The following is a 12,940-nucleotide window of genomic DNA, read 5'->3' as shown; positions in this document are numbered from 1 at the left end:
AGGTCCACAATGATCAGAGCTTTATCCGTCATGTCTGTCGCCTTTTCTGCATGCGATGATGACGGAAACTCACGCCTGCTCCACCTCGACAGGCACCGGAACAGGCCGCTGCCGCACGAAGGCCAGCACATTGCCTGCCAGGACGACCACGAGCCCGATCAGCATGACAAGCGTCCACTGCGTCCCTTCGAAAATGCCTGATACCGCAAGAGCCAGAACAGGGGAAAGGATAGTCGTATAGCCGGCCCTGTCCGCTCCAATCCGGTGCACCAAAGACAAATAGGTCAGAAATCCGATGACGGAGCCGAATACGGACAGATAGGCCAATCCCCCAAGCCACGCTGCGGTAAGCGGAATAGTGAAGCTGTATCCCTGCGTCAGGGCAACCGTTCCAACGATGAGCGTGCCCATTGCCATCGCATAGAAGACGGCATTCGGCAGATCCAGATCGAAACGTCCGATCCTGCGGGTAACCATATTGCCCAGTGAAAAGAATAGAGTGCCCGCCAGTGCAAGCCCAACCCCGGTGAGGCTGCCGTCTCGTGCCCCTCCCCCATGATCTCCGCCAAGCAGCAGTGCGACGCCCATTACTCCCAGAAAACCGCCGCCAATAATTCGTGCGTCAGGCCGCTGACGAAAGAAGAGCCAGAGGTTCAAGGCATTCAGGACGCTCACCAGACTGAAGATTACCGAGACCATGCCGCTCGGCAGATAAGCCGCTGCCCGGTAGAGCACGAGATAATTGCCGGAGAACAGACAGATCCCCATGGCTATCAGCCATGGAATACTTGCCGCTGCCGGTCTTCTCAACCGTCCCGCCAGACATAACCAGCCCCCGAGCAGAACGAGCGAAAGTGCGAAACGCCAGAAGATAGCGATCTCTACCGGCCCAGCCCCAAGCTGAAGATGCATGGCGAACCACGTCAGTCCCCAAACCACAACGACGGCGATAAACAGAAGGACGTTGGTCATAGCGACGACTTACTCTTCTTTCTGCGGCTGGGCTCAAGACCAGCCAGTTGTCCCCTTCCATCGCAATCCAGAGCGTTGCTCTTTCCAGCTGAGCCAGCGCATCAGCAGTCGCTTCGGGAGACCCGATCTTTCCTGTCCGCAGGATGCGGGTCATGGCCTCTCGCACAGACTTGAAAAATACCCTGAAGGCTTCCTGCGTCTTAGGTGTCGCGGACGTCACGCCATAAGCCAGATCGCGCATCGACGCACCTTCATAACCATATTCACGAAACACCTCGCGCGTTTCGTTCACAATATCACGCAGGGGAGCCGGCTCCCGCTTTTGTTCTTTGTCTCACGAACACTCGTTCGTAACCTTAGATCCAGTGTCCTCAAAGGGGCAATTCATAAATCAGCTGTGCTGAATAATAACAATGACGATACCCGGCTTTCACTCAAAGGCTACCGGCTGCCCAGGACTTGCACACCTTAACCGGCGAAACGGGTCATGAACTGTTCAGACATACAGGCAATGAGAAATGAAGTCGCGACGGACACTGCGGCACTATTTCGTCAAATGGCGGCGCTTTTCGCGCTGGGCGTGGCTGCACGCACCGCAAAGACTGTTTCACAGCATACACCGGTTATGAATGTTTTTGGATAATTGGTGATCAATACCAAAAGTCCGCGTTGCCTTAAAAACAAATATAGCGATAGACTCAATTTCCGAGGTAAGCGCGTAAGCAGACCCGGTACTTACGCGCTCACAACCGAGATTGGATTCGAAAAATCTGCTCCCTAGAAGCATCAGCCGTCCGTTGACCGGGTGACTTCTTCCCAATCGGCAATTTCTTTTTCCATGCGAGAGAGACGGTCACGAACTAGGCGCAGGGCGTCACTGCCCAAGAGGAGTTGCGGAGGCGGCGCGTCCGACGCAACAAGCTTAAGCACTGCGGCGGCGAGTTTCGCCGGATCGCCCAACTGCTTGCCGTCCTTCTCGTGTCGTGCAGCCCGGATCGGATCGAACAGAGCGTCATAGTCCGCGATCGAGCGCTCGGTCCTGACCATCGAACGCCCGGCCCAGTCTGTGCGGAATGATCCGGGGCACAGCGCCGTGACATGAACGCCGAAGGGCGCCATTTCTGCACGCATGACTTCCGAAATCCCCTGCAGGGCAAACTTACTGCCACAATAATACGCTATGCCCGGCATGGTGATCAGACCTCCCATTGAGGTCACGTTCACGATAAACCCGCTGCGACGTTCGCGAAAACGCGGCAGGAAGGCTTTGGCGACCGCAACAGCTCCGAAGACATTGACGTCGAACTGGTGGCGCATTTCCCCGAGAGGGGATTCCTCCAGAATGCCCTCATGCCCATAGCCTGCATTATTGATGAGCACGTCGATCGGGCCGTGGTCTTCTTCTGCCTGTGCGACGATGGCGGGAATACTGTCGAACTCGGTAACGTCACACAGGACTACGCCAACATCCGGCAGTCGTTCCAGTAAGGACGCGTGTGCGGTTTGCGACCGGACTGTGCCAATCACCCGATGCCCTGCCGCAAGGGCGGCCTGGGCAATGGCAAAACCAAACCCTGAATTGGCGCCCGTGATGAAAAAAGTTTGCTTTGACATGGCTTCACTCTGCTTGATCGTATTCATGCTTTGATCAATAATATTGTCTTGATGCATTTTCCATCGCAATTCCTCTGATTTTCTTGCTCGATCCTATGATTCCTTCACCTGAATCCTTTTCTCTTCTCGCGCTGGCCGCCGAACTCGCCCCCCGACCTGGCTACAATGCCACGCTCTTGCCGGGTATCCGCATCCTGCGTTCCGATACCATCCTTGAAGATGTACCGGTCCTGTATCGCCCTGGTGCGGTCTTCGTCTTGCAAGGGACCAAGCAGGGCTTCCTCAATGGCGAGGTCTACCGATATGACGCTGACCATTATCTTGCCGTTTCGGTTCCAGTGCCTTTTCGGATGGCTTCGCAGGCTAGTCCTGCTCGGCCTCTGCTTGCCATCTACTTTGATTTTGACCTGCAGCTTGCAGCTGAAATCGTGACCACCCTGGATGGGCAGATTGGTCACGATGAGAAGGTGCAGGCAAGAAGTCTGGTTTCCAGTCGGATGATGCCCTCCATTACGGGTGCGCTCCAGCGTCTGCTTCATGCTCTTCATCATCCACAGGAACTCGCCATCCTTGGTCCGGGGTTGCTGCGCGAGTTGCATTATCGCGTCCTGATCGGTCCTCAGGGCTGCTCGCTCATGGCGGCGCTGCGTCGCAATGACACGACAGACAGGATCGTGCAAAGCCTGTCGCTGATCCGCGAACGCTATAATGAAGGCTTGTCAGTATCGGAACTCGCTGCAACGGTCGGTATGAGTGTCCCTTCCTATCACGCCGGCTTTAAGTCTCTTACTGGCAACACTCCGATCCAGTACATCAAGGCTTTACGGTTGCACGAAGCCAGACTGATGATCGCACGGCGTAAGGGAGCGATTGCTGCTATTGCCGCCGAAGTCGGCTATGCCAGTCCCGCCCAGTTCAGCAGAGACTTCAAACGCCATTTCCGCCGCAGTCCCAGCGAAGAGACAAGGTGGATGCGGGAACATTTAGGGGATCCGATGTGGGATCGAAATGAAAATCTTGCACCTGAAGCATCCCGAAAACGACCGCATTTGAAAAATGGCCAGGACTGATAGATCCGCGCAGTCGGCCTTTGGCAAGAGCCGTTCTGTTCTTCTTCAGGTGCCTCACCTATATGTATCACTCGGCACATATTGGGGACCAAGATGACAAAGACGCCTGCAGCACGACGTGGCAGACCGCGCACCTTTAATCGGGACGAAGCCCTCCGAAGCGCCATGAATGTGTTCTGGCAGCATGGTTTTGACGGCGCGTCGATGACGCAGCTTGTCGATGCCATGCAGATCAACTCCCCCAGTATTTACGCCGCCTTCGGCAGCAAGGAAGACCTCTTCCGCGAAGCAGTCGAACTGTACGTCGCATCCGATGGCGGCTCGACCATGCGGGCGCTGACCGATGACGATGACGTGCGTCATACGCTACGATCGATGCTGGCCGAGGCAATCCAGACCTTTACCCGCAATGACGAACCGCGCGGTTGTCTGATCGTGCTCGGCGCTCGTCATCTTGGGCCTCTCAGTGACCCCATTCGCACCTTCCTGCGAGACCAGCGCGAACGCATTCGCATCCTCCTCGTAGAGCGTCTGTTAAAGGCAAAACAGAATGGCGAACTGGCGCCCGAAGCCGATGAAAAGGCGCTCGCGGCCTGCGTCATGACGTTCCTCAATGGGATATCGATCGAAACCGTAGATGGCGTGTCACAACCGACGCTCCTCGCTGCGGCCGACCTATTCCTGGATCGCCTGATCCCCCGCTAATATTATGTAACAACCATCACAGAATACTTGCGGGTCGGCACTGAGCGATATATGTGCTGCGTATCACATAAAAGATGATGCGCATGCAACCTGCTGGATTTTCGATCGGCGAACCTGTCTCTGGCTTTGGTTCGGTAACGGGCGTTCCCCTTCTGCCGGATGGCTTTACCGATACCTTCAAGAGCTATCTGATCGATATCGGCGCCGTGCGTCTGCATGCCGTAATCGGCGGCCAAGGGCCTGCGTTGCTGCTGCTCGGCGGTTGGCCGCAAAACTGGTTCGCGTGGCGCGCACTCATGCTGCCGCTGGCCGAACGCTTCACCGTCATCGCCGTCGACCCGCGCGGCGTCGGCCTCTCCGACAAGCCGGAGGATGGCTATGATGCCGATACGCTGTCCGCCGACATGTTCGCGCTCATGGATGCGCTCGGCCACGAACGCTTCGCCATGGTCGGTCACGACATCGGCATGTGGACCGGCTACGCGATGGCTGCTGATCGGCCGGAGCGGATTGCCCGCATTGCGCTGGGAGAGGCGATCATCCCTGGTCTCTCCGCGTCGCCGCCGCTGATTAGCGACGACCGACGCACCAGCGACTTCCTGTGGCACTTTAACTTCAACCGTGCGCTCGGCGTTAACGAGGCGCTGGTCCAAGGCCGTGAGGCGATCTATTTCGGCTACCAGTTCGCCACCAAGGCGGGTTCACCGGAGGCGCTCCCCGCCGCTGCGCGTGACTTTTACATCGAACAACTGCGGCGCGACCCCAAAGCCCTGCGCGCGAGCTTTGAATATTACCGGGCAATCGATGCTTCGATCCCGCAATATCGTCGGCGTATGGCACGCAGGATCGCACTACCGGTGCTGGCCTTCTCCGGCGCCCTTGCGTGCAGCGACATGGTCGAACAGGAACTCCGATCCGTCGCCGATGACGTGCAATCTGTCATCATTCCCGACAGCGGCCATTATCCGGCCGAGGAACAGCCTGAAGTTCTTCTTGCAGCACTTCAGGCCTTTCTCGCTCCCTACGCCTGACAGACAGGAGACACGACATGCCCCACCCTACCCTGACACACGCCATAGCCCAGATCGGCGACGTGCACCTCCATTATGTCCGCGCCGGTAAAGGTGAGCCAGTGCTGCTTGTCCATGGCTGGCCCCAGACGTGGTACGAATGGCATCGTGTCATTCCCCACCTCGTCGAGGCGGGCCATGAAGTGATCGCGGTAGACATGCGCGGTGCTGGCGATTCCTCGCGGCCGGCCAGCGGTTACGACAGCAACACCGTCGCCGACGAGTTGCACGCACTCGTCCGCCACCTTGGCTTCGCAAGCATCCGCCTGGTGGCGCATGATAATGGCGCACGGGTGGCCTATGCCTATGCTGCTCGTCACCCTACCGAGGTCAAGAGTCTGGTGTTCCTCGAAAGCAAGATCCTCGGCATAGAAAGCGACGATGATGCATCGAAGGAATACTGGCATTTCGGCTTCCATCAGGAGGCTGACTTACCGGAAGCACTCCTTGCCGGGCGCGAGCGCGAGTATCTTAGCTTCTTCTTCAAGCGCTATGCGTTCGACCCGCGTTCGATCACGGAAGCCGACATCACCGAATACGTGCGCTGCTATAGCGGGCTCGGTGGGATGCGCGCCGACTTCAATTACTATCGCGCCTTTCCGGAAACCGCAGTGCAAAGCCGCGAACTGGCGAGAACGAAGCTGACAATTCCGGTCCTTGCCTATGGCGGCTCACATTGCATGGGCGAGATCCCACTGCGCTCGATGAAGCTGGTAGCGAATAATGTGCAGGGCGGCGTCATCCCCGACTGCGGCCACTGGGTGCCCGATGAGAAACCGGAATGGATCGCGCGGGAGATCAACAGGTTTCACGGGGTTTAAGGCTGAAGAAACCAGGCCGCTGCGTGAGACAACATTTCCAAACTCGCAACTTGACGATGTTCCCGATCGGCCCCCACGGTCGGGACAACGTAACTTACCGGTCAGTCATATGAAGCTTGCCATACCCCGAAACATGAGAACACAACGCCCGCATGTCTTCGTGCTGGTGGTCGGGCTCACGTTTCTCTCACTGCTGGTATCCGCTGGTGTCCGGGCCACTCCCGGCGTGCTGATGATGCCGTTGCAGGACGCGTTGGGCTGGAGCCGCAGCAGCATTTCCCTCTCGGCCGCAGTGGGCATCTTCCTGTACGGGCTCGTTGGGCCTTTCTCCGCAGCCCTCATGCAGAAGTTCGGCATCCGCCGCATGCTGATTGGTGCGCTGCTGCTGATCGGTCTGTCGACGCTCATGTCACTGGGGATGACGCAACCCTGGCAGTTTTTTCTGACCTGGGGTGTGCTGACGGGCTTCGGGACGGGTGCGGTGGCGATGGTGCTGGGTGCCACAGTGGTAAACCGCTGGTTCGTGGCCCGGCGTGGCACGATCATGGGGTTACTGGCTGCCAGCACGGCAACAGGTTCATTGCTTTTCCTGCCGGGTCTTGCGGCACTTGCCCATCATTTCGGCTGGCAGGCACCTGTCATGGCCGTTGCCGCAACCACCCTGATACTGGTGCCCCTTGTGGCTCTTTTCCTGCCCGAGCACCCGGCTGATCGTGGACTGGTGCCGCATGGGGCAGAGCCGGATCATGAGTCGCTTCGGTATACGGACCAGAACCCCTTACGCACGGCCATAACAGCCCTTCTGGCGGCTACGCGCAAACGAGACTTCTGGTTTCTGTTCGCCACCTTCTTTGTCTGCGGTTTCACCACGAATGGACTGATTGGTACGCACTTCATCGCGATCTGTGCCGATCATGGCATCGGGGAAGTTCCAGCAGCCGGTTATCTGGCCATGATGGGGATGTTCGATCTTGTCGGCACGACGCTGTCCGGCTGGCTGACAGACAGGCTAGATGCACGCTGGTTGCTGTTTTCCTATTACGGGCTGCGGGGGTTGTCGCTGATTGCGCTACCCTTCATCGATTTCTCGCCTGAAAGTCTGATGATCTTCGGAATATTCTACGGCCTCGACTGGATCGCAACAGTTCCGCCAACCTTGCGTCTGTCCAACATGGCATTTGGAGAACGGTCTGCTCCCATCGTGTTCGGCTGGATCGTCTTCGGGCACCAGATTGGCGCAGCTTGTGCCGCGTCCCTCGCGGGCATACTGCGCCAGGCGCAGGGAAGCTATCAGGACATGCTTGTCCTCGCAGGCACTGCTGGGGTTGTGGCAGCGTTTCTCGCCGCAAGCATCGGTAAGGGTCGCGCCTTGCAGAAAACAATGAACTGACCCGATCATCAACCGGAAACAATATAGATTATGCAAAACTGTGCTGTGCGGAAACGGGTTTTTCTCATCTTATCTGGGATTATATGACTTTTTGGGAACACATCGCTTTGTCTCAGCAAGCTCTTTTGTCATCGTAAAGGCTCAAGCTTTCCTTCCTACACGTTTCAAGCTTGACCGAACGACAAGGAAATGAAACGGCTTAATCAAGGCCAGATAAAGACGGCCCAGATTGTTGTGGCAGTGGACGACGGTCGTGACAATTACTTCGAAATCGCTTCCATTCACTGGCATTCGAAGCAAGATCGAAATTTTGAAATCAAGGTGCCGGTCATTTTCACCCAGTACAAGTTCACTTGAATTACGCGCAAGAACCGGGAAAAAATCGATGGATTTGTTTCCCGTTGCGCGCGCCTTACATCGCAGTTCGTCCGTTGTTTTTAGACCGAAGAGAGCTACGATATTATCGCGTATTGCCAGAAGGCCACGAACCCACCAGGCAGGGCGATCAAAAATGATATGCGCTATAAGGTCTATGTCGTAGGGCACATCATTATGAGGTATTAGGCTAAAGGAGTCGACCAGGTCGGCGTCCTTGAATGTGCTGGCAATACTGCTCTCTGGAGGTAGATGAGCCAACTTCACAGTATTGCCCGTACCCTTCAATATCATGTTCAACGGATGATGTTTTTTCATCTCTTTGTCACCAGAAGATCATTCCGGGTCTGCGATGTGATAACTCCAACCTAATCCAAGGATTATCCGAATATGCCGCCGTGACCACCTTATGCTGGTCCCAACAGGCTTTTATCGAACAAGGCCTGAAACTGTACGAATGGGCCTAGCGCTACCACCTGACGATCAAGCAAATGTTCCTGAATCATAGGTAAGCGGTCGAGTTCGGAGTGAAGAGTGGCTTCATCAGCTACTTCATAGATCAGAGTAACGACAGGCGGGCTTGCCGAGAAATAGAACTCGCGGAGCACGCCATTATTATAAGACTCCCAAACCGCCTTGATCTCCGGAACCATGTGCGGTGCGATGTCTTCCACTTTCTTGCCGGCAGCCGGCGTCAGTAAGACTAAGTATTTCATCTCTCTCTCCATTCTAAGTAAGACTTAATATGTGGCAGATGAGGATGCTCTTGAAGCTCAGTAGCGTTCATGTCAGTGTTGACTGCATGTCCACACCATCACTGTCTCCGGGCCTTCTTCAGCTTTTGTGGTTCGTTCGCATCGTTGAAGCTGGCTCATTCGCAGAGGCAGCTCGTCGCGCGGGCGTTACAACTTCAGCCATGTCAAAGGCCCTAGCTCGATTTGAACAAAAGCATGGGGTTCGTCTGCTGCACCGAACGACGCATGCGCTTTCCCTTACTGACGAGGGTGACCGTCTGCTTAGTCAGGGTCGTCATTTGCTGGACAGCCTGGCACAAATAGAAACGTCACTCGCTGAATTGGGAACCCAAAGTGCCGTCGGACGTGTCCGGGTCACTGCTCCAACAGCATTTGCGCGAACCTGTATCATGCCTGAACTACCCGCGTTCCTGCATGCACATCCAGAAATCAATATCGAAATCCAACTGGGTGACGAAATGGCGGATCTCGCCACACGTGGCATTGATCTCGCTATCCGCTCTGGTAGTCTCGTCGGTCTGCCCGGCCATATCTCTCGCAAACTATACTCGTTCCCTTGGGTCGCATGTGCCACCCCCGAATATCTTCAGAGTCATGGTGTGCCGGAAACACCGGCGGATCTGGCAGGACACACGCAAATCGGCTTCAGGAATAAGGGAACAGGCCAAATCGACAATTGGCGCTTCGTGTCACCGATAGATGGAAAGACCATACGTTATGTTCCCCGATCAAAGCATGTCTTTGACGATGCTGAGACCGCCTGGAGCATCATTCGGGCCGGGTTCGGCATCGGGTGGGCACCTGCATGGCTGGGTCTTGATGATCTTCGAAGGGGCCATGTCGTCGAGGTGTTAAAGGACTGGCGGATCGCTGAGGAACCTCTTTCTGCCGTGCGGCTGGAGAAACGCCATACGCCTGCACGCACACAAATCGTTATGGATTTTCTTGCCACCCTCCCTTCGACCTGGAAGATTTAAAAATAGAAATCTAGCGGAAATACCAGTCTATTTTCTTATTGTGTGGTATTACTCTACCTGCGGATGTCATCGGAAAATGCGTGGTAAACACTGTAGCGTCGTGTTCGACAGCGTAATCCAAGGCCCATTTGCGCGACGTAATGGCGGTCTGAGGATCTGCGTCAAAAACGGCACTCCACTCCGGAAAACTAACCTGAATCGGATGATGCATGACGTCCCCCGTAAAGAGTGCACACTCTGTGCCAGACTTCAGGACAATAGATGCATGATGGGGTGTATGCCCCGGTGTCGGGTGAAAGGAAAACCCCTCGAGGATTTCCGTCCCATCCACGTCAATCTGGTCTGCAAGACCCGCCGAAACAATTGGATCAACGCTATCTTCGCGTGTCATGAAGCTGGTTTTATTACGGGCAGTATCATGAGCCGAATCACTAAAAAAGTCGTATTCGGCTTTGGAAAAGAGATACCGAGCATTCGGGAAGGTGGGAACCCAGGTGCCGTTCTGCTTTCGTGTATTCCACCCGACATGATCGACATGCAGATGTGTCAGAAGAACAAAATCGATTTCTTCCGGTCGGACACCAGCGCGCATTAGATTTTCAAGCCATGCAGTCTGTAAATGATCAAAATACGGTGCCGCTGGGCGTGCTTTGTTATTTCCGGCTCCCGTATCGACAAGAATTTTCCGGCCGCGATCCTCAATCAACCAGCTATGAATGCTCAAAAGGATATTTGCTCCTGAAACATCCAGCGTTTCAGACAATTGAGGATAAACCTGAAGAGCACGCGCGCCATCCCAGTCTGGAAGCAGCTGTTCTGGGGAGAGTGCAGCCAGCGTCAGATCCTGAATTTTCAGGATACGGGCATCACCTATGGTGTACCATTGAGGAGCGTTCATAAGCATAGGACTTCCTTTCATTTTCCAGCGTAAGAAAATCGCACTATCAGCGTGAAGTAATCGAGACTTAAATTCTTGTAGGGGGCACCCGGCCGTACGGTCTGACAGGCAACCGAACAGCGAAGACTAGGAGGCTGTCTGCTTGGATCATACGTTTGAGAGACAGCACATGGGCCACGACTTGTTCCCCTCACCCGTCGCCGTCCGGGTGACCCATACGAGAAAGAAAAACAGGCATTTCGAAAGTCTCCATCAGAGAATGGCTTGCTCATCAATCGGAAAGCTCAGCATATTCTTCTTTTTTCGAGGATAAATCGTCTATATAAGACATCAGTCACAACTAAGGGTGATGAATGCTTGACCGTCTGACCAGCATGAAGGTTTTCATCAAGGTTGTAGAATTGGGCTCTTTTGCAGCGGTCGCCCAGCGTCTGAACCTGTCGCCACAGATGGTGGCCAAACATATAGAGGCTCTCGAGCGTCATCTTGGCGCGCGCCTGCTGCATCGGACCACCCGTCGTCAAAGCCTGACAGAAACCGGACGACTTTACTGCGAGCAGTGTCACCTTGTGCTAAAGGCTGCCGAACGGGCGGACAGTCTGGCGGCCAATACGCTTGGTACACCGCGCGGAACGTTATCTGTCAGTGTCCCCGTTACCTTCGGGCGAACGGTATTTCTTCCGTTTCTTCACGATTTTCAAAAAAGATATCCGGAAGTCCAGTTCCAGTTGTCTCTGACAGACCAACGGGTCCATCCCACGATGGATGGCCATGAAGCCGTTATCCGAATTGGCAAACTGGACACGGACCTCACAGCCATCAGTCGTCCTCTGACGGCCTATCGACGGGTCATCTGCGCCACTCAGAATTATCTGGAAAAACATGGAATTCCAGATACGCCTGAAGATCTGACCGAGCACCAGTGTCTCGTGTATGAAAATGCTGGCGGTCCTGTAACGACATGGTCTTTTTCACGGGGGAGCATTACGCGCTCTGTCCCCATCTCTGGCAAGATTATCAGTAATGACTCAAGCGTCCTGCATTCTGCAGCGCTTGCTGGCGACGGGATCCTGCTGGGATATGAGCCAGCGCTGCTTCCAGAAATACAGAACCAAAGCCTTGTCCGCATCCTGTCACATTGGACAATTCCTGACAGACCCATGCATTTGCTCTATAATGCGGGCTCGGTCATGACACCCAAGCTTCGAATATTTGTAACCGAGCTTCAGCAGGCATTTCCCCCCTAAGCATTTTTTCAGCATCAAGGTCCGTTTTTGGGACCCGACCTACGGCGTGTCGTCGTTAAGCCCTGAGAGCTTGAAGTGAGGATTGTACGTCCTGTCGCTCTGTGCTGACTGTTTTCCCGGCTTTGGAGGAGAACAACAGATGCCGCACTATGGCTTACGTGACGACCGGTGAGAGCAGATATCTTTGATTATAAGCACTGCGACAATGAGGCCGCGAAGCAGGCGACCGATGCAGTCTTCAGCCCCGGCATCGCTCGTAAGCGACAGCGAGAACTATGGTACGCAGCCAGGCGACATGCTGACCGAGGAGCAACTCAGGATCATCGCCCAGTTCACGTCCGAAAGGCTAGCAACCTTCATCGTCAATCTAAATCAGCCACGCTCTCTCCCGCCTAGCAGCAATCTGCGTTCGGATATCAAGAGGCAATCAGGAATGTAACTAGATGAACCGATTCGTTGATAGCTCTGTGCTTGGCAGCAGATGTTGTCGAGCATATGAGTGTCGGCTTCTCCACTCTTACCGATTTGCAGCCGACCGTCGGCTTACCCCGCATTGCAGTCGGTCCGCTTCAAGCGAACGACCTGTGGAAGCGGACATTCTGATTCGGTGTGAAAGGGGTACGGGGAGCGGTGAGAGGTTGGCCGAAAACGTACGCTAAGAGTTTGTTGGAGAGCCTTTCATATCGGCGCAGATCTCAGGAACATGTCCGAACGTTGTGTGCTCGTCGCCCCAGGCCTTGAGAGCCATGATAACAGGCTCGAGGGTTTGCCCGCGTGTAGTGAGGCTGTATTCCACCTTTGGCGGAACTTCCGGGTAGACCGTCCTTAAGACAAACCCGTCACGCTCCAGTTCGCGAAGCTGCGTTGTCAGCATTCTTTGGGTGATATTGGGCAGGCGCTTACGGATGGCGTTGAAGCGTAAAGTCCCCTGAAGCAGGTGGTAGAGGATCACGCCTTTCCATTTCCCGTCAATGAGCTGAAGCGTTGCTTCAACAGCGCAGCCGGGGCTGCAATCAAGCGACTTATGGCGAATGCGGGTCATAACG

General features: G+C 55.1%; 13 protein-coding genes. 7 read left to right on the top strand and 6 right to left on the bottom strand.

The genetic code is table 11. The annotated features are described in order from the left end of the window. Nucleotides 1-69: 69 nt before the first annotated feature. Complete coding sequence (locus ASN_RS14730) at nucleotides 70-972, bottom strand: DMT family transporter (protein WP_058988607.1); 903 nt, start codon at nucleotides 970-972, stop codon at nucleotides 70-72. 786 nt (nucleotides 973-1,758) lie between these two features. Next, nucleotides 1,759-2,643 (bottom strand): oxidoreductase, encoded by an 885-nt coding sequence (locus ASN_RS14725; RefSeq protein ID WP_231948247.1) that lies wholly within the window; start codon nucleotides 2,641-2,643, stop codon nucleotides 1,759-1,761. A gap of 38 nt (nucleotides 2,644-2,681) precedes the next feature. Between ASN_RS14725 and ASN_RS14720 the strand changes: the two genes are divergently transcribed. From ASN_RS14720 to ASN_RS14700, 5 genes are all read left to right on the top strand, one after another. After that, nucleotides 2,682-3,656, top strand: coding sequence for an AraC family transcriptional regulator (locus ASN_RS14720; protein WP_082666711.1), 975 nt, complete (start codon nucleotides 2,682-2,684; stop codon nucleotides 3,654-3,656). Between the two features lie 93 nt (nucleotides 3,657-3,749). Continuing rightward, the gene (locus tag ASN_RS14715; protein WP_099048385.1) at nucleotides 3,750-4,361 is read left to right on the top strand and encodes a TetR/AcrR family transcriptional regulator; all 612 of its coding nucleotides are present in this window, start codon (nucleotides 3,750-3,752) and stop codon (nucleotides 4,359-4,361) included. 83 nt (nucleotides 4,362-4,444) lie between these two features. After that, a complete protein-coding gene (locus tag ASN_RS14710) occupies nucleotides 4,445-5,392 on the top strand; it encodes an alpha/beta fold hydrolase (protein ID WP_086896542.1) in 948 nt (315 codons plus the stop codon). A 17-nt stretch (nucleotides 5,393-5,409) separates the two neighbouring features. Further along, a complete protein-coding gene (locus ASN_RS14705; RefSeq protein ID WP_058988604.1) occupies nucleotides 5,410-6,252 on the top strand; it encodes an alpha/beta fold hydrolase in 843 nt (280 codons plus the stop codon). Between the two features lie 109 nt (nucleotides 6,253-6,361). After that, on the top strand, nucleotides 6,362-7,642 hold the full coding sequence (locus tag ASN_RS14700) for an MFS transporter (RefSeq protein WP_058988603.1): 1,281 nt from the start codon (nucleotides 6,362-6,364) through the stop codon (nucleotides 7,640-7,642). 141 nt (nucleotides 7,643-7,783) lie between these two features. On the opposite strand, the gene ASN_RS14695 is transcribed toward ASN_RS14700, so the two are convergent. Next, the gene (locus tag ASN_RS14695; protein ID WP_197603297.1) at nucleotides 7,784-8,335 is read right to left on the bottom strand and encodes a DUF2867 domain-containing protein; all 552 of its coding nucleotides are present in this window, start codon (nucleotides 8,333-8,335) and stop codon (nucleotides 7,784-7,786) included. An 89-nt stretch (nucleotides 8,336-8,424) separates the two neighbouring features. After that, nucleotides 8,425-8,733 (bottom strand): hypothetical protein, encoded by a 309-nt coding sequence (locus tag ASN_RS14690; protein ID WP_058988602.1) that lies wholly within the window; start codon nucleotides 8,731-8,733, stop codon nucleotides 8,425-8,427. A gap of 50 nt (nucleotides 8,734-8,783) precedes the next feature. Here ASN_RS14690 and ASN_RS14685 point away from each other — a divergent pair, with 50 nt between their 5' ends. After that, the gene (locus tag ASN_RS14685) at nucleotides 8,784-9,749 is read left to right on the top strand and encodes a LysR family transcriptional regulator (RefSeq protein ID WP_197603296.1); all 966 of its coding nucleotides are present in this window, start codon (nucleotides 8,784-8,786) and stop codon (nucleotides 9,747-9,749) included. Between the two features lie 10 nt (nucleotides 9,750-9,759). Here ASN_RS14685 and ASN_RS14680 read toward each other — a convergent pair whose 3' ends face one another. Further along, entirely contained in the window at nucleotides 9,760-10,647 is an 888-nt protein-coding gene (locus ASN_RS14680; protein WP_058989369.1) for an MBL fold metallo-hydrolase, read from the bottom strand. 353 nt (nucleotides 10,648-11,000) lie between these two features. On the opposite strand from ASN_RS14680, the gene ASN_RS14675 reads away from it, so the two are divergent. Further along, nucleotides 11,001-11,894 carry a LysR family transcriptional regulator gene (locus ASN_RS14675; RefSeq protein ID WP_058988601.1) on the top strand — a complete coding sequence of 298 codons (894 nt, stop codon included), beginning with the start codon at nucleotides 11,001-11,003 and terminating at the stop codon, nucleotides 11,892-11,894. A 655-nt stretch (nucleotides 11,895-12,549) separates the two neighbouring features. On the opposite strand, the gene ASN_RS14665 is transcribed toward ASN_RS14675, so the two are convergent. Further along, nucleotides 12,550-12,936, bottom strand: coding sequence for a winged helix-turn-helix transcriptional regulator (locus ASN_RS14665; RefSeq protein WP_176364899.1), 387 nt, complete (start codon nucleotides 12,934-12,936; stop codon nucleotides 12,550-12,552). Nucleotides 12,937-12,940: the final 4 nt, after the last annotated feature.

The organism is Acetobacter senegalensis, assembly GCF_001499615.1.
Lineage (GTDB): Bacteria > Pseudomonadota > Alphaproteobacteria > Acetobacterales > Acetobacteraceae > Acetobacter > Acetobacter senegalensis.
This window is presented reverse-complemented; position numbering and strand designations above follow the sequence as displayed.

Coding starts and splice junctions, on each gene's coding strand:
- ASN_RS14730 (WP_058988607.1), bottom strand. CDS start 972: ATGACCAACGTCCTTCTGTTTATCGCCGTCGTTGTGGTTTGGGGACTG.
- ASN_RS14725 (WP_231948247.1), bottom strand. CDS start 2,643: ATGCATCAAGACAATATTATTGATCAAAGCATGAATACGATCAAGCAG.
- ASN_RS14720 (WP_082666711.1), top strand. CDS start 2,682: ATGATTCCTTCACCTGAATCCTTTTCTCTTCTCGCGCTGGCCGCCGAA.
- ASN_RS14715 (WP_099048385.1), top strand. CDS start 3,750: ATGACAAAGACGCCTGCAGCACGACGTGGCAGACCGCGCACCTTTAAT.
- ASN_RS14710 (WP_086896542.1), top strand. CDS start 4,445: ATGCAACCTGCTGGATTTTCGATCGGCGAACCTGTCTCTGGCTTTGGT.
- ASN_RS14705 (WP_058988604.1), top strand. CDS start 5,410: ATGCCCCACCCTACCCTGACACACGCCATAGCCCAGATCGGCGACGTG.
- ASN_RS14700 (WP_058988603.1), top strand. CDS start 6,362: ATGAAGCTTGCCATACCCCGAAACATGAGAACACAACGCCCGCATGTC.
- ASN_RS14695 (WP_197603297.1), bottom strand. CDS start 8,335: ATGAAAAAACATCATCCGTTGAACATGATATTGAAGGGTACGGGCAAT.
- ASN_RS14690 (WP_058988602.1), bottom strand. CDS start 8,733: ATGAAATACTTAGTCTTACTGACGCCGGCTGCCGGCAAGAAAGTGGAA.
- ASN_RS14680 (WP_058989369.1), bottom strand. CDS start 10,647: ATGAACGCTCCTCAATGGTACACCATAGGTGATGCCCGTATCCTGAAA.
- ASN_RS14675 (WP_058988601.1), top strand. CDS start 11,001: ATGCTTGACCGTCTGACCAGCATGAAGGTTTTCATCAAGGTTGTAGAA.
- ASN_RS14665 (WP_176364899.1), bottom strand. CDS start 12,936: ATGACCCGCATTCGCCATAAGTCGCTTGATTGCAGCCCCGGCTGCGCT.